The sequence below is a fragment of the Ilumatobacter sp. genome (assembly GCF_046290335.1).
Classification (GTDB): domain Bacteria; phylum Actinomycetota; class Acidimicrobiia; order Acidimicrobiales; family Ilumatobacteraceae; genus Ilumatobacter_A.
The window spans coordinates 202,774-225,910 of the sequence record NZ_JBKAGH010000003.1 but is presented as its reverse complement, the minus strand read 5'-3'; the positions used below and the strand labels follow the sequence as shown (position 1 = coordinate 225,910).

Annotated in this window: 20 protein-coding genes; 10 read left to right on the top strand and 10 right to left on the bottom strand. The window is 67.4% G+C overall.

Annotation, left to right across the window (positions count from 1 at the left end; all coding sequences use genetic code 11):
* Positions 1-5: 5 nt before the first annotated feature.
* Genes ACE37B_RS13615 through ACE37B_RS13590 form a run of 6 tightly spaced genes read right to left on the bottom strand, consistent with a single transcriptional unit; the run spans position 6 to position 4,500 of the window.
* A complete protein-coding gene (locus ACE37B_RS13615) occupies positions 6-1,082 on the bottom strand; it encodes a c-type cytochrome (RefSeq protein ID WP_409923871.1) in 1,077 nt (358 codons plus the stop codon).
* Positions 1,082-1,966, bottom strand: coding sequence for a ubiquinol-cytochrome c reductase iron-sulfur subunit (locus tag ACE37B_RS13610; RefSeq protein WP_409923870.1), 885 nt, complete (start codon positions 1,964-1,966; stop codon positions 1,082-1,084). The genes ACE37B_RS13615 and ACE37B_RS13610 overlap by 1 nt, the downstream gene beginning before the upstream one ends.
* A gap of 24 nt (positions 1,967-1,990) precedes the next feature.
* Positions 1,991-2,755, bottom strand: coding sequence for a menaquinol-cytochrome c reductase cytochrome b subunit (locus ACE37B_RS13605; RefSeq protein ID WP_409923869.1), 765 nt, complete (start codon positions 2,753-2,755; stop codon positions 1,991-1,993).
* A gap of 46 nt (positions 2,756-2,801) precedes the next feature.
* Complete coding sequence (extP, locus tag ACE37B_RS13600; RefSeq protein WP_409923868.1) at positions 2,802-3,587, bottom strand: selenite/tellurite reduction operon b-type cytochrome ExtP; 786 nt, start codon at positions 3,585-3,587, stop codon at positions 2,802-2,804.
* 18 nt (positions 3,588-3,605) lie between these two features.
* Complete coding sequence (locus ACE37B_RS13595; protein ID WP_409923867.1) at positions 3,606-4,019, bottom strand: ferredoxin family protein; 414 nt, start codon at positions 4,017-4,019, stop codon at positions 3,606-3,608.
* Between the two features lie 4 nt (positions 4,020-4,023).
* Positions 4,024-4,500 carry a hypothetical protein gene (locus ACE37B_RS13590; RefSeq protein WP_409923866.1) on the bottom strand — a complete coding sequence of 159 codons (477 nt, stop codon included), beginning with the start codon at positions 4,498-4,500 and terminating at the stop codon, positions 4,024-4,026.
* 224 nt (positions 4,501-4,724) lie between these two features.
* Between ACE37B_RS13590 and ACE37B_RS13585 the strand changes: the two genes are divergently transcribed.
* Together ACE37B_RS13585 and ACE37B_RS13580 are read left to right on the top strand one after the other, a co-directional pair.
* Positions 4,725-5,588: a hypothetical protein gene (locus ACE37B_RS13585; RefSeq protein ID WP_409923865.1), complete on the top strand. Its 864-nt coding sequence runs from the start codon at positions 4,725-4,727 to the stop codon at positions 5,586-5,588.
* A gap of 11 nt (positions 5,589-5,599) precedes the next feature.
* The gene (locus ACE37B_RS13580) at positions 5,600-6,886 is read left to right on the top strand and encodes an NAD(P)/FAD-dependent oxidoreductase (RefSeq protein WP_409923864.1); all 1,287 of its coding nucleotides are present in this window, start codon (positions 5,600-5,602) and stop codon (positions 6,884-6,886) included.
* 4 nt (positions 6,887-6,890) lie between these two features.
* On the opposite strand, the gene ACE37B_RS13575 is transcribed toward ACE37B_RS13580, so the two are convergent.
* Genes ACE37B_RS13575 through ACE37B_RS13560 form a run of 4 tightly spaced genes read right to left on the bottom strand, consistent with a single transcriptional unit; the run spans position 6,891 to position 11,863 of the window.
* Positions 6,891-8,483, bottom strand: a complete 1,593-nt coding sequence (locus tag ACE37B_RS13575) for a TrkH family potassium uptake protein (protein WP_409923863.1) — start codon at positions 8,481-8,483, stop codon at positions 6,891-6,893.
* A complete protein-coding gene (gene trkA, locus ACE37B_RS13570; protein WP_409923862.1) occupies positions 8,480-9,829 on the bottom strand; it encodes a Trk system potassium transporter TrkA in 1,350 nt (449 codons plus the stop codon). The genes ACE37B_RS13575 and trkA overlap by 4 nt, the downstream gene beginning before the upstream one ends.
* A gap of 47 nt (positions 9,830-9,876) precedes the next feature.
* Positions 9,877-10,887: a polyprenyl synthetase family protein gene (locus ACE37B_RS13565; protein ID WP_409923861.1), complete on the bottom strand. Its 1,011-nt coding sequence runs from the start codon at positions 10,885-10,887 to the stop codon at positions 9,877-9,879.
* Between the two features lie 34 nt (positions 10,888-10,921).
* Positions 10,922-11,863, bottom strand: a complete 942-nt coding sequence (locus ACE37B_RS13560) for an SGNH/GDSL hydrolase family protein (RefSeq protein WP_409923860.1) — start codon at positions 11,861-11,863, stop codon at positions 10,922-10,924.
* 66 nt (positions 11,864-11,929) lie between these two features.
* Between ACE37B_RS13560 and ACE37B_RS13555 the strand changes: the two genes are divergently transcribed.
* The 8 genes from ACE37B_RS13555 (at position 11,930) to ACE37B_RS13520 (ending at position 23,122) form a co-directional block, all read left to right on the top strand.
* Positions 11,930-12,157, top strand: coding sequence for a hypothetical protein (locus ACE37B_RS13555; protein ID WP_409923859.1), 228 nt, complete (start codon positions 11,930-11,932; stop codon positions 12,155-12,157).
* A 1-nt stretch (position 12,158) separates the two neighbouring features.
* Entirely contained in the window at positions 12,159-13,607 is a 1,449-nt protein-coding gene (locus tag ACE37B_RS13550) for an ABC1 kinase family protein (RefSeq protein WP_409923858.1), read from the top strand.
* Positions 13,608-13,699: 92 nt separating this feature from the next.
* Positions 13,700-16,714: a BTAD domain-containing putative transcriptional regulator gene (locus tag ACE37B_RS13545; RefSeq protein WP_409923857.1), complete on the top strand. Its 3,015-nt coding sequence runs from the start codon at positions 13,700-13,702 to the stop codon at positions 16,712-16,714.
* A complete protein-coding gene (locus ACE37B_RS13540; protein WP_409923856.1) occupies positions 16,711-19,710 on the top strand; it encodes a BTAD domain-containing putative transcriptional regulator in 3,000 nt (999 codons plus the stop codon). The genes ACE37B_RS13545 and ACE37B_RS13540 overlap by 4 nt, the downstream gene beginning before the upstream one ends.
* Before the next feature lie 26 nt (positions 19,711-19,736).
* On the top strand, positions 19,737-20,387 hold the full coding sequence (locus ACE37B_RS13535; protein WP_409923855.1) for a hypothetical protein: 651 nt from the start codon (positions 19,737-19,739) through the stop codon (positions 20,385-20,387).
* A 66-nt stretch (positions 20,388-20,453) separates the two neighbouring features.
* A complete protein-coding gene (locus ACE37B_RS13530) occupies positions 20,454-21,332 on the top strand; it encodes a DUF455 family protein (RefSeq protein WP_409923854.1) in 879 nt (292 codons plus the stop codon).
* 14 nt (positions 21,333-21,346) lie between these two features.
* Positions 21,347-21,898 carry a hypothetical protein gene (locus tag ACE37B_RS13525; RefSeq protein WP_409923853.1) on the top strand — a complete coding sequence of 184 codons (552 nt, stop codon included), beginning with the start codon at positions 21,347-21,349 and terminating at the stop codon, positions 21,896-21,898.
* Positions 21,899-21,979: 81 nt separating this feature from the next.
* Entirely contained in the window at positions 21,980-23,122 is a 1,143-nt protein-coding gene (locus ACE37B_RS13520; protein WP_409923852.1) for a hypothetical protein, read from the top strand.
* Positions 23,123-23,137: the final 15 nt, after the last annotated feature.

Sequence of the window (23,137 nt, the reverse complement as noted above, 5' to 3'; positions counted from 1 at the left end):
TCAGATCACAGACTCCGTACGTATTCGACCACAGCGCGGATTTGGTCATCGGTGAGTACCGATCCGAACCCAGGCATGCGGCCGCTGCCCTGGGCATTGAGACCATACTGCCTGCCGAACTCCGAACCGTTCTTGATGAAGTTGACGAGGTCGTCTTCACTGGCGAAGTGCGCGTTGGCGGCGCCACCGGTCAGGTTCCAGCCGTAGGCACCCTGCCCGGGGACTCCGGGGTTGTCGTAGCTCCAGCCGAGCGTGTGGCAGCGAGCGCAGCTGTAGGCGCCGGCACCGAGTTCGAGGTTGTAGATCGCCTCACCCTCGGAGATTCCCTCGGCTTCCATCGCCTGCGTGATCGCCGTCTGGATGTCGTCCTTGTCCGCTTGCGGCAGGGTTCCCGAGCCGCACATCTGGACGTCGAAGAACTCGTCCCCGCCGAGTTCGTCCTCGGCGCAACCCTCGCGCGGGATCTGGATGCTCTTCAGGTACTCGATGAGCGTGTCGATCTGCTGTGTGGTCATCGGGCCACCGCCGACGGTACCCCACGGCGACATCGGCGAGAACGGGCGGCCGTAGTTCAAGATGAACTCGACCTCGGACTCGTCGAACTTGTAGAACACCGTGTCGAGCGCCGGCGCTTTCCAGTTGACAGCACTCACCTGGTTGGTGACCGGGTCGGTGACCGTGAACGGAGCTTCGCCTCCCGTTGCGGCCATACCGCCGTGGCAGCCGGCGCAGTTGAAGCCGCCGTCGGCGGTCGATGCGAACAACTGTGAGCCCCACGAGGCGAACCGGCGATCCCAGCCTTCTTGGGCCCCTGCCTGGCGACCTGGCTCGAAGATCCAGTAGAGCGGCAACCCGATCGTGATCACGATCAGCATCAACACGCCCATCAGCTGCAGGCGTTCGAGACGCGGGCCTTCGAGTTCTTCGTCGTCGACGTACTTCTTGCGGTTCGCGGCAAGCTCGATCTCCGAGCCGACTTCGGCGCGTCCACCCACGACGTTGAACGTCGCGTAGATCACGAAGAAGACGCAGATGATGACGAGCGCGATGACAGCGATCGCGGTCGTGGTGAGAGCGATCATCAGTGAGTGCCCTCGCTCGTGCAGTTCGGGCCTTCAGCTTCCTGGCCGGTCGTGTTGACGCCGATCGCCGGACCCGGCACGGTCACGCCGGTATCGATGACGACGTCGCCGCTCCCCGAGATCGTGGCGGGGTGACGGTCCATACCGCGCGGTGCGGGCCCACCCTTCTTCTCCCCGACCCGGTTGTACTGCGAGCCGTGGCACTGGCACTCGAACCACTGACTGGTCGAGCACTCCGGAATTCGGCAACCGAGGTGTGGGCACTTCTGGCTGAGGATGACGATCCCGTTCTCCATCGCTTCGAGCAGGTTCGCCGGGTAGATCGTGCGAGCAACGGGCAGCGCTTCTGCGGGGTACTCGGTGATCCACGAACGGGCGTCGGGTGCGTAGAAGAAGCCACCGCCGCTCTTGATGCCGGCCTTGATGGCCTCGAGCTTGCCGACCGGCACGGCTCCGCCGAACCCGCCGGTGCCGGACGGCCAGAGGAAGGCGACGAACGAGGCCGCCGCGAACGTGCCGATGCTCGCCGTCATCAACGTGACCGTGGCGCGGTTGAAGAACTGGCGGCGCGACACGCCGATCACTTCGGGGTCGGGCGCGGTCCAGGGAACGAGCGCGACGTCGTCGTCGACGGTGGCGAGCGCCGTTCCCGAGCCGCGGGCAGCGGTGCCCTCGGCCTCGGCGACGGCGGCGGTGCGCGAGCTGGTCTCCGCGGCCTCGAAGGCCTTGGAGTCCTTTCGCGCGTCCTTGTCGCGACTCAACGTCTCGTTGGACAACGCACCGGCGCCGCGTACGTCGCTGCGTCGGGCGAGCGTCAGGAAACTGACGGCGCCCAACACGACGACCACGGCGATGGCGATGGCGATGACTGCTGCGGTACTCATGATGTGTAGTGCTCCTTTGCTCGCTCAGAGCTCGAAGAACAGGCCCTCCACCCAGGGGAAGACGAAGTTGAAACCAGGGCCTCGGAAGAACGAACCGATGATGACCAGAACCGCCCAGAACATCAGGTGCACCGTCATGATCGACGTGGCGAACTTGCGATCCTCGGGCTTGTTCGACGGATTGCGGTCGAGGTAGGGCGTGAGCACCAGGGCGATCAGGCCGACACCCGGCAGCGTGACGCCGGCCACCATCGGGTGGAAGTAGACGAGCAACTCCTGCAGTCCGAGGAAGTACCACGGCGCCTTGGAGGGGTTGGGGGTCTGGTTCGGGTCGGCCAGCTCGAGCAGCGGTGCGTGCACGAAGATCGAGAAGATGAAGACGAACGCCGTCATCGCCAGCGCGGCGACGAACTCGGCGGCGAGCAGGTGCGGCCACGTGTGGACCTTGTCGACCGGTGTCGCCTTGACGTCTTGGATCGTGCCGGACTTGACGACGGTCAGCAACCGTTGCGTATGTCCACCCGGCCCGGCACCGACAGGCACACCGCCACCCGCAGGAGCGGCGGCGACCACGGCGCCGACCTTCTCGGCCACGGCGACGGCGCCGCCACCACCGGCCTCGGCTGCATCGGTCTTGGACTTGGCGGCCTTGCTGCGCTGCAACAGGTGCTCGGGGATGCGCGAGTCGCCAGCGGGCGCGGCAGCCTCGGCAGCCGGCTCTGGTTCGGCCTTCGCCTTGTCGCGTGCTGCAGCTGCTCGCTTCAGCAGGTGCTCTGGGATTTCAGTCATCGGACAGCCCCTTCGATCTTTCTTCGTTGCCAGTCATGCACCCGGATCACAACGGACCCGAGATACCGCCGTCTTTACGAACTCGCCAGAAGTGGATCGCCATGAAGATCACGATCACGAACGGCAGGAACAACACGTGGAGGACATACCATCGCAGCAAGGTCTCGGCGCCGATCTCGGCACCGCCGAGCAAGACGAATCTGACCTCCTCGCCGAACACGGGCGTGTACCCCATCATGTTGGTACCCACGGTGACCGCCCACAGTGCCAACTGATCCCACGGCAGCAAGTAGCCGGTGAACGAGAGCAGCAGGGTGAGGGTGAGCAGGATCACGCCGATCACCCAGTTGAACTCACGCGGCGGCTTGTAGGCGCCGTGGTAGAAGACGCGGGCCATGTGCAAGAACACGGCGAGCACCATCAGGTGCGCTCCCCATCGGTGCATGTTTCTGACCAGCAACCCGAAGGTCACCGACGTCTGAAGATTGTTGATGTCGTTCCACGCTGCGGTGGTCTCGGGCCGGTAGAAGAACATCAAGAAGATGCCGGTCACCGTCAGCAAGATGAACAAGAAGAAGCTGAGGCCGCCCAGGCACAGCGTGTAGCTGACCTTGACCGCGTGCCGCTTCACCTTGACCGGGTGCAGGTGGTACAGCACCGAGTTCATGATGACGTAGCTGCGGTTACGAGGGCTGTCGGTGTAGCCCTTGCGGAAGATCGAACCGGGCCGGAAGATGGAGCTCCACGCTTGGCTGCCCTGGGTCGCGTCGACTGCCTGGTTGACGCGATCCTTGATGGTCGGGCGTGGTTTGTCGTCGATGATCTTTGCCATTGTTCAGAGTTGCCTTACTCAGAGCCTCATGCCATAGCCGTAGCCGTGGTTGTTGGTTCGGGTGTGGGAATCGCCGACCGCCGTGGCGGTACCGGCCTTGCCGAGAATGATGACGCCGGTCGGGCAGCGGTCGACACAGAGCGCACAGCGCGTGCAGATGTCGTCGTCGATGGTGAACATGAACGCATCCGACGGGTCGGTGCCGGGCTGCTCGGTGCCGATCGAATCGGAGATCGCGTCGAGCGACACCATGTGGATGCACTTCCACGGGCAGATGTCGACGCAGCCTTCGCACGAGATGCATTCCGACTGGTCGATGTGGATGAACTGCTTCGGCTTGACGGCCTTGGTCAGGTAGTCCGCGTCGACTTCCACCAACGTGTAGTCGTCGGTGTAGGGCATCAACGGGGGGTTGGCGTCGGTACGTGCCATTCGATCAGGCCTTCTTCACCAGCGGACGGCCGTAGGTGGACGTGGGGAGCTCCTTCGCCTTGACGTCGCCGCGCTTCTGCCACCAGACGGCCAAGAAGATGTGCAGACCGAAGAAGAGTGCGTGAAGGAGCACGACCACGGTGTCACGGACCGCCTCGTACTGCAGCGTGAGCGGCAACCATCCGCCTTCGGCCTCCGGCTTCAAGATGCCGCCAGGTCCGAAGATCAGCTTGTCTTTCGACCACCCGAGGTTCTTGTCGGCGTGGTCGATGAACTGGTGCGGCATGATGCCGTACGCCAGGAACAGCACCCAGAACAAGTACGTGGCGCCGAGCATTGCCTCGCCCCAGGAGAACGGCGCACCGACCGGGCGGCGCTTGCCGTAGGGGATGATGGCCAGCGAGAGCAGCAGCGACGCGATGAACGACGCGATGAACGCCTGGTTGAATCCAGGCCATTCGAGGATGTCGATGCCGATCATTCGGTGGTGAGTCTCTCTCGGTCGGGGAACGGGACGGGAGCCACCAGACTAGTGGTCTCCCGACAGGTGAATGAAGTTTGGCAGAGAGGCTCGCAACGCGCGCCAGGTTGTGCACAAGTTCTCAGACCGTTCCCACGAGTCACAGGAGAGCCACACGGCGGGTGTGCCGAGATATCCCGCCGAGAAATTCCTCATCGGGGCGTTCGGCATCTATCCTCGGCCGGGTGACTGAGATCCCCGAGCATCTGCTGAAGCGGTCGCGCGAGCGGCGCGCCGCCATCGGGCAAGGCGGCGACGAGGGCGCCGACGCGTCGAGCCCCGCCGAGTCGGGCGCGGCGAAGGTACCTGCGACCACCGCGGCCGCGAGCCCCGCACCTGCCGCTGCCACCGGCCCGGCGGGTCGCTCCCCAGCCGCCGCTCCCGACGCTCCACCGCCACCGAAGCCCGATCCGCACTACGTGGTCGCCGCCAAGCAGCGGCGCAAGGTGCCGTGGTGGGCGATGGCGACGTTGTCGCTCATGCCGGTGTGGGGCTTCATGTACGTCCGGGCGGTCACCGAGCCGCCCGAAACGGTCGAAGGTCCGCTCGGCATCGGTTCCGAGGTCTACAACAGCTGCGCGAGCTGTCACGGCGCCGGCGGTGGCGGCGGCGTCGGTTATGCGTTCTCCGGCGGCGAAGTCCTCGCCACGTTCCCGAACATCGAGGATCAGCTCCGCTACGTCGAGTACGGCACCGAGGGCTACAACCTCGCCGGCATCGAGATCTACGGCAATCCCGACCGAGAGGGTGGCCCCCACCTCACCGGTGGCCTCGGCAACATGCCGGGCTTCGGCGGGCAGCTCACCGGCTACGAGATCCTCGGCGTCGTGTGTCACGAGCGCTACACGCTCGGCGGCGCCGATCCGACGAGCGAGGACTACGTCGAAGAGTACGAACGCTGGTGTTCACCCGAGTCGCCGATCTTCGTCGGCCTCCAGGCGGGTGAGGTCGGCCTCACCGACGACGAGTTCGGGCCCTTCGTCGACGCCGCCGGCGAGACCTTCGAGGTCATGCCCATCGGATCTGAGCCGATCCCCGGATCACCCTGATCCGAGGCGCCATGGGTCGCCTCGCTACCGATACGACCCGACACACCGACGTGCTGGTCGTGGGCGGCGGCCCCGCTGGCGCGTCAGCTGCCATTCGTCTCGCTCGAGCTGGCCATGCCGTCACGCTCGTCGAACGACGGACGGGACGCTCGCCGTTCACACGCGGCGACCTGCTCGATCCGACCGCGGTACGCGAGCTCGGCGATGTCGGGCTCGCGCCGGTCGAGCTCGGTGCGCATCCGTTACTCGGGCTGAGGATGTGGGCTGGAGATCGATCGGTCGCCGTTCGGTGGCCGAACGGCGGATCGCATCACACGCCCGGGGTGGCCTGGCGGCGCTCCGACCTCAACCGCGTGCTCCTCGACACGGCCACCGCCGCCGGCGTCGACGTGATCCTCGGCTACGAGGCGACGACGCCGATCGTCGAACGCGGTTTCGTGCGCGGGGCCGTGGTGGTGCCCACCGATGCCGACGCGTCCGACATGGCGGCAGACAGCGCGTCGATCAACTGCCGGTTCCTCGTCGTGGCCGATGGAGCGAACAGCCGATTCGGGCGAGGTCTCGGCACCACCCGCGACCGCCAATGGCCCTACGCGATCTCGACGAGTGCGTACTTCGACAGCGAGCGCAGCGGCGACTCCTGGGTCGATGCCGTACTCGGACTCCCCGACCGCAACGGCAACCCGATCACCGGGCACGGCTGGGTCGCCCCGGTCGGCGACGGCACGGTCAACGTCGGGGTCACGGTGCTGTCGACCTACCGAGACGTGCTCGGCGTCAACGCACTCAAGCTCCTCGATTCCTTCGTCGACGAGGTGGCAGCGCGCTGGCACGTCGACCCGGCGTCGCGCCTCACCGACCCGGTCCGGCGGCGCACACCGCTCGGCGGATCGGTCCGACCGGTGATGGGCCCGACCTTCCTGGTCGCCGGCGACGCAGCCGGCATGGCCAACCCGTTCAACAGTCACGGCGTCGGCGCCGCGCTGATGACGGGCCGGGTGACCGCCGAAGTGCTCGACGAAGCACTCACGGTCGGCAACTCCACCACCCTGCAGCGCTACCCGGCTCGCCTCGACGAAGAAATCGGTCGCTATCACAAGGTCGGCCGGCTGAGCATGCGGTTCCTCGGCCGCCCGCGCCTGATGCGCGTCGCTCTGCGATCCGGTATCCGCAGCGAAGACGCCATGGGCGCGGCGCTGCGAATCGCGTCGAACGACCTACGCGACGACGGCGCCGGTGGGGCCGAACGGGCCTATCGAATGGCCCGCATGATGACCCGTTTCGCGCCGAGCTGGTGATCGGTCACGTCTCCGAACGGTGGCGGGCGGAGCGACTCAGGCGAGGCAGCCGCAAGGTGATCACCGACAGCGCCAGGATCACCGGATAGATCTCGAGACGACCGAGCAGCATCTGCACCATCGCGATGGCGCGTCCGAGAGCGGGGATCGCACGGAAATCACCCGCGTGATCGAGATCACCCAGCCCCGGGCCGACGTTGCCGAACGCAGTGGCCGACGCAGAGAACGAGGTGATCAGATCGGGGCCCGTCGCCGCGATCATGATCGATCCGCCACCGAAGATGACCAAGGCGAGCAACAAGAAGCCGACGACCTTGCCGGCGACGTCGTCGGGCAGCAGTCCGTTGCCGACACGGATCGGGCGAACCAACCTCGGGTGCAGGTGCTTGAGCGCTTCACGGTGCGCGAAGCTCGATACGGCGAGCACTCGGATGAGTTTCACGCCACCGGCCGTCGACCCGGCCATCGCCCCGATCGGCAAGGCGACGAGCAACAACGACTGCGCGGTCTGGCTCCACAACCCGTACTCCGCGGTCACGTAGCCGGTCGTCGTGACCGTCGACACCGTGGTGAACAGCGAATCGCGAAATCCCGAGGCCTGGCCGCCCCCGTTGCCGGAGGTGACGTACGCCCACAGTGCGATGGCAGCGACGACGAGCCCGTAGACGCGGAACTCGGTCGATCGCAGCAGCGGTGCAGGGTCTCGTCGTAGCGCTCGGTAGTACAGGGTGAAGCTGCCACCGGCGAGGAACATCCCGACGATCGCGACCCACTCGATGACCGCGGAGTCGAAGTGGCCAAGCGACGCCTGATACGGCGAGAACCCGCCGGTCGACACCGTCGTGAAACTGTGGCTCACACCGTCGTAGAGGCTCATCCCGGCGACGCAATAGACGGCAGCGAGCACGACGGTGAACCCGATGTACACCGCCCAGAGCCGCCGGGCCGTCTCGCGGACGCGAGGGGTGAGCCGCTCGCCGGTCGGCCCGGGCGCTTCGGCTTGCAGCAGGCTCATCCCACCCGAGCCCACGGTCGGGAGGACCGCGACGACGAGCACGATGACGCCCATCCCGCCGATCCATTGCGTCGTCGAACGCCAGAAGAGCAGACCGCGTGACGTCGCTTCGATGTCGGCGGTGACCGTCGCGCCGGTCGTGGTGAACCCCGAGATGGCCTCGAACAGTGCGTCGTCGACACGTCCGAAGTGCCCCGTCAGGAGGTACGGGATGGCGCCGACGAGCGCCATCACGATCCACGTCACCGTGACCGCGGTGAACACGTCGAGCACACGGATCTGCTTGGGAGCGATCGTGGTGCGCCAGAGTGCGGAGCCGAGAACGGTCGCGACGACGCCAGAGACGAGCAACTCCCACACGTCGGGTCCGCCGTCGAACAACTCGACCACACCCGAGAGCGTGATCCCGACGCCGATGACCGCGACCGTGAGGCCCACGATGTGGCCGGTCAGCGTCGGCCGACGGCGCTCGGCGAGCAGGCGTTCGCCGCGCCGACCGAACACGCTCGTGCGAGCACTGACCAGCCCGTGCGGGTCGGCGTGGCGAAGAGAGCGTTGGCGTTGTCGATCCTCGCTGCTCACGGCGAGAACGCTCTGCGGAGTGCCGGGATCGAGTCGGGACGAGCGAAGACCACGACGTTGTCGCCAGCGTGCAACGTGGTGTTGCCGCGCACGATCTTGCCGGGAGACCCAGGCCGGATCACGGCGCCGAGCACGATCGAGTGCGGGAGGTGCAGATCGGCGACGCGGACCCCGTCGGCGGGGGCGCCCGCTTCGAGCAGGAACTCGTCGACCTCGATGTCGCTCTCGAGGAACGTGGCGACCGACGCCGTGCCGCCGCGCACGTGCCGGAGCACGGCGTTGGCCGACGCCGTGCGAGGGCTGAGCGCCGCGTCGATGCCGAACTGGCGAACGAGCGGCAACAGCGCGAGGCGGTGGAGCACGGCGACGGTGAACGCGGTGTTGCCCGCCGCGGCGACGGCGCACGCCAGGACGTTGGCCGCGTCGTCGCCGGTCGCCGCGATGACGAGGTCCATCCGGGTGATCGACTCCTCGGTCAGCAGGTCGACGTCCTCGATGTCACCGTTGACGATCGTGACGCGGGGCAGCCGTTCGCTGAGCACTCGGGCACGCTCGGCATCTCGTTCGATCAGCACGACTTCGGCACCCTCTGCGGTGAGTCGTTCGGCCACGCGCGATCCGACGGCACCGCCACCGAGCACCATGACCCGCTTGGCTCGACGGTGAGCGGCTCCGAGCAACTCGAGGATCTCCCGGCGCGCCGACCGCGAGGTGAGCACCCGGACGTGATCGCCGGCTTCGAGGCGTTGATCGCCGCGCGGGATGACGGTTTCACCATGCCGGGTGAGCGCGCCGAACAGGAACCGCCAATCGGGTTCGTAGAGCGCCCCGATCTCGCTGAGCGTGCTGCCGGCGAGGGGCGAACCCTCGGCGATCACGGCGCCGATCACGAGCAGGTCGCCGTCCGACATCGGATAGACCTCGTCGGCACCCGAGACGTGGGCGAGTTCCATGATCTCGTCGGCGGTGTCGGCGTCGGGGTCGATGATCAAGTCGGCGCGCATCGCGTCGAGCAGCGGTTTGCCCGCCGGACCGCGCAGTTCCTCGGTCTGGATTCGTACGACGGTCTGCGCGACGCCGGCTTCCTTGGCGAGCAGCGACGCGACCAGATTCACCTCGTCGTTCTGCGTGACACCCGCGAGCAGATCCGCCTTGTCGATCCCCGCCGACCGCAACGTCGACGGCACCGTGGCACTCCCGATGACCACCTGGACGTCGAGTTCGTCACCGATCGCCGCAGCGATCGCTGCGTTCTGCTCGACGACCACGACGTCGTTGCCCTCGGCGCCGAGCCGCTGAGCCAGATAGCGGCCGACTTCCCCGGCCCCGACGATGATGACGTGCATTCAGACCAGCATGCCCGATGGAGTGGCGGACGGCGACGATCGGCAGGTCAGGCCGACACGGACACGCTGGCGAGCAGCGCGCCGGGAGCCGACCGCAACGCCGCCGTGGCCGGCGTGTCGGGAAAGCCATCACATGCAGCGACGGCTCGCTCGACGTAGTCGTTGGCGGTCTCGATCGACGAGGCGACGCCCTCGTTGGAGCGCACGATCGACAGCGCCTTGTCTTGCTGGGCCGCATCGAGCGGCGCGCCGAGCAGATCGCGGAGTTCGTCGGCGGCCGAGGAGTCGAGCGCCAGCGTTCGCAGCACCGGCAGCGTGTAGACGCCTTCCACGAGGTCGTGTCCGGCCGGCTTGCCGAGCTGCGCTTCGGTGGATGTCGCGTCGAGGATGTCGTCGACGATCTGGAACACCATCCCGAACGCGTTGCCGAACTCCGTCAAGGACTCGATGGTGTCGAGATCGTGCCTGCCGACGATGCCGCCGATGCGAGCCGCGGTGCCGTACAGCGACGCCGTCTTACCGTGGATCGAGGCGTAGTAGCTCTCCTCGGTCCGGGCGACGTCGTAGGTGTAGCGCAGCTCCTCGATCTGGCCTTCGCACAACCAGCCGATCGTGCTGGCGAGCAGCCCGGCGACATCGGTTCCGAGCGACGCGGCGATGCCCGAAGCGCGGGCGAGCAGGAAGTCGCCGGCAAGAATCGCCTGCAGATTGCCCCACTTCGCGTTGACGGTTTCGACGCCGCGTCGAGTGTCGGCCTCATCCATGACGTCGTCGTGGTAGAGCGATCCGAGGTGGACCAATTCGCACGAGACGCCGCCACGCACCACGTCATCGGTGGCTGGCGCGCCGTGGATCTGGGCTGCGACCGTCGAGAGCACCGGGCGCAGGCGCTTGCCGCCCGCCACGATGAGATGTGAGGCGATCTCGGTGAGGTACGCGTCGGAGGTGACCACGGCCTCGAGCATCGCGGCGTCGATCCGCTCGCGGTCGGCGGCACTCGACGGGACCGCAAACAACGGCGACGCCTGTGAGTTCGACGTCACGTTCTCCAGTGGCACCTCGACAGGCTAGGCCGATATCACGAGCGGGGCATCACACAGCATCGATGAGCAAGGCAACGAGCGCCCGACCGACCGTGTCGCCGTACAACGTCTCTCCCGACCGGTTCGGGTGGATGCCGTCGTCGGGCCACCCCTCGACTCTGGTGTCGTAGTCGACGAAAAACGACAATTCGCCCGATCCGTCGCCATCGGCGTCGAGGCCGGGGAACCCGTCGACGAGCAGGAACAGGTCGCTGTCACGGAGCGCGTCGCCGAGCGCTCGCAGTCGTGCGCTGAGTCCGTAGCGCTTGGGCTCGTCGACGAAGGTGTTCTTCACCTCGTCGTAGAGCTCGTCGTTGACGCCGAACGGCGCGACGAAGGCGACCGGCGCCCCGACTGCAGCGAACAGGTCACGCCACCGTCGAAGCTCGTCGACGATCTCGGTCAACAGCTCCTGCGATGGCAACGGTTCGTCGTCCATCATCACGATCACGTCGATGGTGCTCACCGCGAGCACGACCAGATCTCCAGGTCGGACGAGCTCGGCCAGCAACACGGGCAGGTAGTCGGCGAGCGTGTCGAGGTATTGGTTCACATTCGGGTTGATCGCATGCTTCACCGCCAACCCCGGCAGGGCGGCGTTGCGCACCTCGACCGCGCCGAGCCCGGGTGTCGCCGCGAGATGCCGGGCGATCGTCGGAACGATCTCGTTCGGGCGCCCGCCCGACAGGTCGCGCCCATCGAACAGCAGCGAGTCGCCGACGACGATCACCCGCTCGATCGGCTGCGAGAGCTCGTCCGTCTCGACGATCGGCTCGGGCGGGGTCGTCGTGGTCGTCGTCGTCGTCGTCGTGGTGGTCGTCGTCGTGGTGGTCGTCGTGGTGGGGGCCGCCTCGGCGGGCCACGTCTGGACGACGCTGTGCTCGCTCGCGCACGCGGCAAGGCAGCACACCGCCGCGACCGTTGCCGCCAGCGTCCGACCCCCCGACCGCACGGCGGGACGCTACTTCGCGGACGGCGAGAACGCGACAACGATCGTCGCCCACTAGGTTCTGCGAGCGTGAGCGACATCTCGATCGACGAGCCGACGGCCGACACCCCATCGAACACGACACTCGACCTCGATGGTGTCGAGTCCGATCTCGACGGCGTCGAAGCAGCGCTCGCTCGCCTCGCCGACGACACGTACTGGACGGACGAGGTGACCGGTGAGCCGATCGCCGACGACGTGCTCGCCGCCGATCCCCTCACCCGTCGTACTCCGAGCGGCACCGCACAGGACACCTGACGTGCAGAAGAAGGCCGTCGCGTCCCTCGCCTCGATCGCAGCGCTCGCCGCGGGCCTGGCAGCTGCGGCCCAACGCGCCAAGGCGTCGCCGCTGACCAGCCGGTTCACCCGGTCGGCAAAGGTCTGGAAGCTCTCGGCACGCAACTCGGCGCGCTTCGCGGTGTCTCGCGCTCGCGGCATCGGGAGCGCCGCCGAGCGACGAGCCGAACTCGACGAGCAGTTCGCGATCCGCACGGCCGAAGACGTGGCGAAGGAACTCGGCGAGATGAAGGGGGTACTGATGAAGGCCGGCCAACTCATCAGCTTCATCTTCGAGGCCCTCCCCGACGAGGCCCAGGATGCCCTCGCCACCCTGCAGGCAGACGCCGCGCCGATGGCGCCGAGCCTGGCGGCCGGCGTCGTCACCGACGACCTCGGCCGGCCACCCGAACGGATCTTCCTCGACTGGACCGATCTCCCCGTCGCCGCCGCGTCGATCGGCCAGGTGCACCGCGCCGTCACCCACGACGGACGCGACGTCGCGGTCAAGGTCCAGTATCCGGGCGTGCACGAAGCGATCGAGAGCGACCTCGACGCAGCCGAGGTCATGTACGCCATGTTCTCGGCGATGATGCTCAAAGGCCTCGACGCCAAAGGTCTCGTCGACGAACTCCGATCGCGGATGCGCGAAGAGCTCGATTACCGGCTCGAGGCGCGCAACGTGGCCGACTTCGAGGAACGCTTCGCCGGGCATCCATGGGTACGGATCCCCAAGCTCGTGCCCGAGTACTCGACGGCGCACCTGCTCACGACCGAGTGGATCGACGGCATGAGTTTCGACGAGTTCCGGCGCACTGAGAGCGCCGAGACCAAGCAGCGGGCAGGTGAGGTCATCTGGCGGTTCGCGCAGAACGCAATCCACCGTCACGGCATCTTCAACGGCGACCCGCACCCGGGCAACTACCGGTTCCATCACGACGGCAGCGTGTCGTTCCTCGACTACGGGCTGGTCAAGCGGTGGTCACCCGGCGAGTGGGACACGCTCAAGCCGGCGATGGACGCGATCATCGTCGATCGCGATCCGGAACTGCTCGTTCGTCGGATGGAAGCATCCGGCTTCTTGCGAGCCGGACACGAGCTCGACGCTCAACTCGTCTACGACTACGTCTCGAGCCCGTACACGCCGTATCTCACCGACGAGTTCACGTTCACCCGCGACTGGATGCGCGACACGCTGGCCACGATCTTCGACGTCCAAGGTCCGCATGCCCCGGTCATCGAACAGTTGAACATGCCGCCCAGCTTCGTCATCCTCGATCGCGTGATCTGGGGGGTCAGTGCGATTCTCGGCAAACTCGAAGCGCACGGCCCGTGGCGCTCGATGCTCCTCGAATACACCAACGACGGAGCACCCGCCACCGATCTCGGTGCCGCCGAGGCAGCCTGGGCACAGAGCCGCTCCGCTCGCTGAGCACGCGTCCGGCGCCGCGTGGGAGAATGGGTCGAGGCGACGAGCATGATGAGCGGTCTTCGATGACAGGAACGGGGCGGGATGGAGCGGCCGTGACGGCGCGGGTCGACGTGGTGCCGCGACACCGGCTCGTCGAACGTCTGAACGGCCGGTTCACCCACCGGGTGACGACCGTCATCGCCGAGGCCGGATTCGGCAAGACCACGACGCTCGCGCTCGCCGTCGAGAGCAACCGACTCGATCCGATCGGGCGTGACGCCTGGCTTCGGGTCGGTTCTGCCGATCGAGTCCCCGAACGATTCATCGGTTCACTCGCGAAAGCGCTCGACGTCGAGGCCGGCGCGTTCGACGAACGCACCGTCGACCGCCTCGTCGACTCGATGTGGTCGGCGGCGCCCGACGACATCGCGCTGATCGTCGACGACGCGCACGAACTCGTCGGGTCGGAGGCGACGAAGGTGCTCGAGGAACTCCTCGGGCGCTTTCCGACCAACGCCCACCTGGTACTCGTCGGCCGGCGGCCGCTCGATCTCCCGCTGGCTCGGCTTCGAGCCCACGGCGAGGTGCTCTCGATCGACGACCGCGACCTTGCGCTCGACGACGACGAACTCGACGCGCTCCGACAGCTTCGCGGCTCCGAGACCGTCGACGTGTCGTTGCCGCGTCACGCTGCGACCGCCGACCTGCGGCTCGCCGCGGGCACCGACGCGAGCTCCGAGTTCCTCTGGGAGGAGGTCCTCGCCCGGTACCCGTCCGACCGCCTTGCGCATCTGCGTCGCATCGCCGTGCTCGACGTCGTCGACGACGAACTCGTCGACGTCATGACCGATGGCGCGTTCGACACCTCGTCACTGCTCGACCGGACACCTCTCGTCGACCGAAGCGACGACGGCACCGCGCGGCTCCACGACATCTTGCGCGAGGCTCTCGTCAAACGCCTCGAGCCGGGCGAGCGCCGCAAGGCGCTGGCGATCGCCGCCGATGCCGAGCGGCATCGGTTCCGGTTGCCACGGGCAGTCGAGCTGTACCGAGAGGCCGGTGACAACATCGGAGCGCTCGAAACCGCTCGACAGTTCGCTCTCATCCCCACCATGTTGCAGACCTACGAGTCCGTGCTCGCCGTCCGTCGCACCGTCGCTCAGATCGACCCAGACTCGACCGTGCACCGCATCTTGGATGCGACGACCCATCTCGCCGGACTCGAAGGGCAGGTGGCCGAGATGTTCCTACGGGCCGCCGACGCCGCGGTCGCCGACCACGACGACGACCTTGAGATCTTGGCGTTGTACCGCGCTGCGCAGTCGCAACTCCTCCATCACGATCACGGGTACTACGCCACGTTCGAGCGATTGAGGCCGCTCGTCGAACGCAACCGGTTCGCGGCGGGCGTGCACGCCTATCTCAGTTCGATTTCCCATCAGTTCCGGGGGGAAGCAGCAGAAGGACTCGCAGTATTGGACGGGCTCGACCAGCTCGAACGGCCCATGGAGTTGGTGGCCAGGGCCGAGCGGCTCTACGACCTCGGTCGTCCGGAACGAGTTGCGGTGGGGATGACGATCGACGACTTCGTCGCGCTGCCCCAGGGGGCCGATGCCTTCATCGGGCTCGCCATGTGGCGCCGCGGCGATGCGTCACCGGACGACGCCCTCCTCGCGGTCGAGTCGTCGGTCCAGCGTTCGCTCCGACAGGGCTTCACACACCCGAGCGTGAGCACGCTCGGGTCGGCGGCGCTGATCGCGTTGGCGGCCGGCGAGAACGAACTCGCGCGACGCTTCGCAGAACACGCTCACGATCTCACGCGAAGCGGCGTCGGTGTCATCGTCGCCGAGATGGCAACGATTGCCCGCGCTGCGGTCGCGGCCGTCACCGACGGCGACGACGCAGCCGCCGGGATCCTCGCGGCCGCGACCGAGCCGACCGCGTTCTCGGAGGACGCGACGGCGTTTCCGTCGCGTGCTCAACTCGGCTCGATGACGATGGTGTACGTGTGTGACCCGTCGACGCGAGCGATGCTCGACGGCGTCGACGTCGGCCCCACACTGCGAACGGCGATCGCTGCCGGTCAGGCGATCGTCGCATTGCGCGACCTCGACGATGCGACCGGCGCCGCTGCGTTGCCGTGGCATCAGCCCAACGCGCTTCGCGCCAACGTGCTCCCTCCACATCTCGCGGAGTTGGCCGCGGCCGCTACGTCGCTCGGCAACACGGCTGCTCGCGAGCTCCTCGACGCGCTCCCTCATCGCCATCGACTGCTTCAGCGCGTGGCGACCGGCCCGTCCAGGATCGCTGCCCGGGCAGCGGTCGACCTGCTCGGCGCGATGCCACGGATCGAGCCGTTCACGCTCGAGGTGCGGATGCTCGGACCGCTGCAAATCGTGCGCAACGGGGAGCGCGTCGACACCGGCCAGATCGCGAAGCGGCCCAAGATCCGCGAGCTCCTCGGCCTCCTGCTCGAGCGAGGTCGGATGGACCGACGAGACATCGTCGCACAGCTGTGGCCCGACCACGACGACGACGACCGAGCCCTCGGCAACCTCCGCACGGCGCTGTCGACACTCAACGACGTCCTCGAACCGAACCGAGCCAAGGGTGCCTCGGCATTTCATCTCCTGGTCGAAGGTGACGCCATCGCACTCGACGAGCGCGTGACCGACGACGTGTCGGCGTTCGAACGGTTGACCACCGACGCGCAGCGTGACGACAGGTCGGGCTTGCCGGCGCGAGCACTCGATGCCTACATGGAAGCGGCGTCGCTGTACCGAGGCGAGTACCTCGCCGGACTCGACGCCCCCTGGCTCGTGCTCCCTCGACTGCGACTCCAATCGCTTGCCGTCGGGACGATGTGTCGCATCTCTGAACTCGTCGCAGCGCGCGGCGAACCCGAAACCGCCGCTCGCTGGGCAGGCGATGCACGTGCGATCGACCCCCTCAACCAACGTGCCGGCCGACTTTTCGTGGCCGCGCTCGATGCGATGGGCGCCAGGTCCGCAGCGGTCACGGCGATCGTCGACCTCCTCGACGTCTTGACAGCCGACGGCATCGAGCCGGAACCAGCCACCGAACGGCTCGCGCAGCGCCTGCTCGCCCCGTCGGCCGGGCAGCGATGACCGGCGGCGACCGAACATCGAAGACGGGGCTGATTCATCGGCCGCGCCTCGATCGTCTGCTCGTCGGACGGTTCGAGCACCGCCTGACCACCATCGTCGCCCCGGCAGGCGCCGGCAAGACCTCCGCCCTCTCACTGGCGATGGAGAACAACCGCCTCGACCCCCGAGGGGTCGACATCATGATCGAGCTCTCGAAGGCGCACGACTCGCGGCTCCGTCTGATCGCCGAACTCCTCGAGGCCGTCGACGTGGCCTACGAGCCGGAGCACACCGATGAGCAGTCCCTCCGACGTCTCGTCGATGCGGTGTGGACCCGCGCTCCCGACGAGGTGGCCCTGGTCCTCGACGACGTCCAGTTCCTGAGCGACCCCGATGCGATGGCGGTAGTGCGCGACCTGCTCGAGCTCCTGCCACGAAACGGCCACCTCGTGTTGGCGTCGCGACGCGCGGTCGACGTCCCCTCAGCCCGGCTGCAGGCACACGCGCAAGTGCTCGAGATCTCCAGCCACGACCTCGAGTTCGACGACGACGAACTCCACGAACTCCGCGAAATCCGGGCACGACCCGAGAGCACCGACCTTCCCCGGCACGCCGCGACCGCTGATCTCCGACTCGCCGCAGGGTCGAGCGCGAGTACCGGCTTCTTGCGCGAGGAGGTGCTGGCGGGCCTCCCGGCCGACCGACTCGAACAACTCAGGCGGGTCTCGTTGCTCGACGAGATCGACGACGACATCGTGCGTGAGCTCTCGGGCGGCGAGTTCGATGCCGAGATGCTGATCGGCTTGTTGCCGTTGGTCGAGCGACGCGCCGGCGGCACGTTCAGACTGCACGCGCTGTTGCGCGAGGCGCTCGCCGCAGACCACGAGGAGACGGAACGCCGGAAGGCCGCCACGATCTCCGCCGACCTGATGCTGCGACGTGGCGAGCACGCCGAGGCCATGCGATTGCACCTGTTGGCCGGCAACGAGGTCTTCGCGCGTGACATCGCCCGGGCGTTCGTCAGCGAACCGACCGTGAGCCAATCGACCGTACGCATCGCCGAGGTCGCCCGCCTGGTCGAGTCGTTCGACTCCCACGGTCCGCTCCTCGAGATGCTCCAGACCTCCCGACGATTCAACGGCCTGGTCGAAGGTCTCGTCGAACCGATCTTCCAGGTCGCTGCGTCGGCGCGTGCCTGCAATGACGCGCAGATGGAGGCGGTCGCGCTCCATCGCGGTTTTCAAGCGTTGTTCTTCAACATGATGCTGGAGCGCGTCGAGGGACCCGAGCTCGATCGGCTCGCCGAACTCGCGTCCATCGTGCCGTTCGCCCGGGCCTCGCATGCGCACGTGATCTCGCAGCTCGAGCAGCGGCGCGGGAACTCGGCGGGCGCGCTCGCCGCGCTCGCCGACTACGTCCACTTCGGGCCCGAGCACGCGACGATCGTGATCAATCAACGACTGACCGATCTCGGCCGTGTCGAAGAGGTCGGCGACGGGCTGAGCCCCGACGACCTCGCCAACCTGCCGGAGGGCGCCGAGATCTTCATCGCATACGCGATGTGGCTCCGTGGCGAGGGATCTCCGGAGTTCGCCAACGAGTTCGTGTCGGGCCTGCTGATCGACATGGAACATCGCGGCATCCGAGATGCTGTGGAGTCCGCACTCGGTGTCGCCACGTCCATCGCTCTCGCCGCCGGCGACGTCGTCGAGGCAACTCGACGGGTGCAGCGAGCCCGAGATCTCTCGCGGATGGGCACGCCGCGCCTCGCCAGCCTCTTCGCCAGCGTCGCGGCTGCGTCGTTGGCGGCGGAGCAACAGTCTGACGAGGCGGCCGCCGCGCTGCTCAGTGACGAAGCCACCGGCGCCGCGTTCGGGTTGTGGCCGCATCGGGCACACCTGCTCGCCATGCCGCTGCTGTACCTGTGCCGACCCGACACCCGGCCCACGCTCGATCGCATCGAGTTCGGTCCGTCGCTCACGACCGCTGTCGCTGCCGGTCGTGCGCTCGTCGCGCTCCGCGACGACGACGACCCGGTTCCGGCCGCAGAGCTGCCGTGGACACAGCTCCACATCCTTCGGGTCCACCTCCTCCCCCATCACCTCACCGAACTCGCGTGCGCGGCGGCGGCTCGCGGCGTCGCAGCCGCGATCGACGCCCTCCGCGAGATCCCGAACCTCGATCGCCACCTCGCGAGAACCGTCGGGACGGGTGGCCCGGCAGCAGCCCACGCGGCAGTCCTCCTCGGCAGCCGACCGGTGACGGCACCACACGCCTTGCGACTCGACCTGCTCGGGCCGATTTGCCTGTGGCTCGACGACGAGCTGGTGGTCGCCGACGACTGGACCCGCCGCGTCCGGCTCCGTGAGCTCCTCGCGCTCTTGGCCGAACGGCGCCGACTCAGCCGGAGCGACGTCATCGGGTTGATGTGGTCGGATCACCCCGACGACGCGAAGGCGAGCGCGAACCTGCGAGCGAACCTCTCGCGACTGCAGCGCGTCCTCGAACCCGATCGCGGACAGGGCGACGGGTACTTCCTGACGACCGACGGCGACGTGTTGAGCCTGCACGACGACGTCGCCACCGACGTGGAGCTCTTCGAGCAGGCGATCGAGACCGCTCGGCAGGCCGATGCTGCGGGGGCTCCGCTCCGAGCGCTCGAAGCGTTCGGGCACGCGATCGATCTGTATCGCGGTGACTATTTGATGGATCTCGATGTCGGTTGGGCGGTACTCACACGACTTCGGTTGCGGTCGCTTGCCGTCGGCGCGATGTGCCGCGTCGGCGAGCTCGTTGCAGCGCGCGGCGAGCCCGAGCAGGCTGCGCAGTGGGCAGAGCGTGCGCAACGGCTCGATCCCTTGAGCGAACGAGCCGCAGCGATCTTCGTGTCCGCGTTGGGGGCCATCGGCGACCGGACCGCAGCGCGCACCGCGGCCGAGACGATCACCTCCCGCTTCGAGGTAGCCGGGTTGGGCCTCGGTCGCTCCACCGCGCGAGCGTTCGAGCGGTTCCTCTGAGGCTGCGCCGGTTAGCGTCGTCGAGCATGGCTGACGAACACGACACGACCGAGTCCCCCGCCTCGACGGCGCGAGCCCCGTTCGCCCCGTGGGACCGGCGCGAGTTGCCCGGCTCGTTCGACGTCGCGGAAACGGCACGTCGCGTCGGCAACTACAAGTGGACCGAGATGAAGTTGTTCGAGGCGCTCGGCGGCTGGGTTGCGACCGTGCCCGAACTCGACGTGAAGATGCGTCTCGGCACCCACTGCTATCACCACGCGTGGCACGCCGAGTTGTGGCACAAGCGCCTCCCGGAGCTGCGCGAGATGAAGCCCGAACGGCTCACGGTTCCGGCGAACGAGGCAATGGAACGCTTCATCGCAGCGATGACCGAGCCCGAGGCCCCGGAGCTGACGATCGAGAAGCTGGTGGGCGTCTACCGGGTACTGATCCCGCGCTTCGTCGCCGCGTACACGTACCACATGAACCACACGAGCGAGATCACCGACGCTCCGACGATCCGTTCGCTGAAGCACGCGCTCGCCGACGAGTACGACGACTGGCGCGACGGTGAGATGATGCTCCAGTCGCTCATCACGACGCCCGAGCACGTCGAGCGGGCGGCTCGCCATCAGGCAACGCTCGAATCGCTGATGGTCGAAGCCGGCGGCATCACCGGCCCCGGCTCCATCGGCTGAGGTCACGGTGCCAGGCACCATGACCTTTGGGGCTACGGTGGGAGAGGGCTTCTTCAGGGGGTAGTCATGCGACAGTTCTTGCCGGTTCAGGATCTCGCTCGAGACGAGCGCTTCGTCCAGACCAACATGGCCGCGCGGATGGCCGACAAGCGTTCGCCGATCAAGGTGCGAGACGACGACGGTGCGCCACGCGCATCGTCCAAGAGTCGCGGTGCGACCAACCGACTCACCCCGCAGCGACGTGACGCGTCCGATGCCGCTCGAGGACTGATGCACGGCATCATGGTCGGTGAGATCCAGGCACTCGAAGGAGCCGGCCGCACCGCCCACGATTTCCCGGCCGGCGACGGCTCCGGCGACACGATTCCCTTCGAGTTGAAGCTCGACATGGCTCGCCAAGCGTGGGACGAGGCTCGACACGTCGAGATCAGTGCGAAGCTGGGCGACTGGATGGGCACCGAACTCGGTGAGTTCGCCGAGAACACGGTGCTGTTCGAAGCCGCCTGCTCGAACGATCCCGTGCTTCGCCTGGCCGGCGTCAACCGAGCGCTCGAGGGCCTCGCGATCGACGTCTTCACGCAGATGAAGGAGTTCGGTCAGCTCGCCGGCGACCCGTTCCTCGAGTTCTGTGAAGACTGGATGCTCGCCGACGAGGTGACCCACGTGAAGATGGGATCCGACTGGCTCCGCAAGGTGACCGAGAAAGATCCGGAGCGACGCACGAAGGCACTCGAGTTCCAACAGGTCGTCGACAAGCTGTTCAGCTTCGGTGGCGCTCGCAGCGACAGCGACGAGAGTTCGTTCCAGCTCGCACGGCGCTTCCGCGAACTCGCCGGGTTCACCGACGACGAGGTCGCGTCGATCGCCGAGATGGATCTCGTCGCCCTCGAAGAACGCAAGGCGGCGATCCGCCGACTGCAAGACGCAGCGAGCGCGCCAGCTTGAGCGCCGAGATCTCGATGACGAAGGTCTCCGTCACGCCGGAGGTGTTCTCGTTCGTCAGCTACGACTCGGGTGAGATCGCGGCGGTCGTTCGGGATCTCGCCGAACGGCTCGTTGTCGCGAATCCGATCATCGTCGCGGTCGACGAGACCACGCCGCTGTCGCGAATGTCAGCCATGCTGCTCGACGCCGACGGCGACGCGACGATCAGCATCCGGGTGCAGAGCGGGGCGCTCGAAGACACCCGGCGCTTCACCAACTTCAGCGCGACCAACGCTGCCTTGTCGCTCGGCCGGATGCTGCTGCGCGCCCGCGATCGTCTGCGCGACGATTTCGTCGACGCCCCGGCCGACAGCGACCTCAGCCTGGCCGAGAACGCGGCGTGGGACGCCTACTGCGCAGGCCGCCTCGAACGGGTCGGTCTGGCACCGAACGAGCAGCGGTTCCGCTACAACTTCCGCAACCGGTTCGGCTTCGCCGACGATGTCGATACGACCTTCGATCGCCTGTGGGCCGCCGACGACCTCGGCTGGCACGATCTCCCGCGCCCCACCTCTGACCTGGACTGACGCGCACGCAGAAAATCACAAGCGGGCAATGTGGTACTCCTGGAGATGTCGACCCACGACATCACACGACCAGGAGGAACCATGACCACCATCGACACCACCATCGCCCACGACGATTCGAGTGACCGCATCGCCGAACTCGAGGCCAAGATCGAGGCACTCACGCAGCGCCTGACGGCACTCGCCGACCCGGCCCCCTCCGCCGCCGTCGAGCCGGCGGTGGATCACCCGCCCGAGGTCAGCGGCTCGCGTCGCAACCTGTTCAAGCTCGCGGCAGGTGCCGCGGCGGGCGGCACGGCCCTGGCGCTCGCCACGACCTCCGGACGCGTCGCCGCCGCCGACGGCGATCCGCTCAGGGCCGGCCAGAGCACCACCCAAGGCGACGGCGGTCGCACGTCGACCGTGCTCTCGTACACGAACAGCGAGGCGCCACAGGTGCCCAACTTCCTCATCGGCGGGGACCCACTCGACGCGAACATCATGACGGTGCGCGACACGCCGGGCGGCATCATCATCTTCCAGTCGAGTTCGTCGTCGTATCCCGCCGCACTCGGCGGCTACGGCTACGACAAGGTGCCGAACGGGGTCTACGGCTACAGCAGCAACGACGGCTTCGGCGTCGTCGGCTGGGGCTCGGGAGGGGCAGGGGCCGGTGTACTCGCACGAGGCACCCGCGCCAACATCGAGATGTACGCCGACGGCGACGCTCCCGCGGCCCGCACGGACGCGCACGTCGTCGGCGAACTCCTCACCGACGCCAACGGCGACCTCTGGTACTGCGTCGTCGCCGGATCACCGGGACGGTGGCAGAAGATCGGCGGCGCCGACACCGCGGGATCGTTCCATGCCGTCACCCCGTTCCGTGTGTACGACAGCCGCGAGGTCGGCAGCGACGGACTCGCCGGCAGCACCGACATCACCGTGTCGGTGAAAGATGCACGCGACGTCGAGACGTATGCGGTGACGACCGCCGACGCCGTGCCCGACGGTGCCACTGCGATCTCTGCGAACGTCGTCGCGATCAATGCCGTCGGCAACGGCTTCGCCACGGTCAACCCGGGTGGCGACACCTCCGTCGGTGCGGCCGCACTGAACTGGAAAGCGGGTCAGACCATCGGCAACGCGGGGATCTTCCGAGTCAGCTCGTCACGAGAGCTGTCCGTGCTGATCCGCGGCGCCACCAACATCGACCTCACGATCGACGTCACCGGCTACTGGCGCTGACCGCTGTCACGTCGA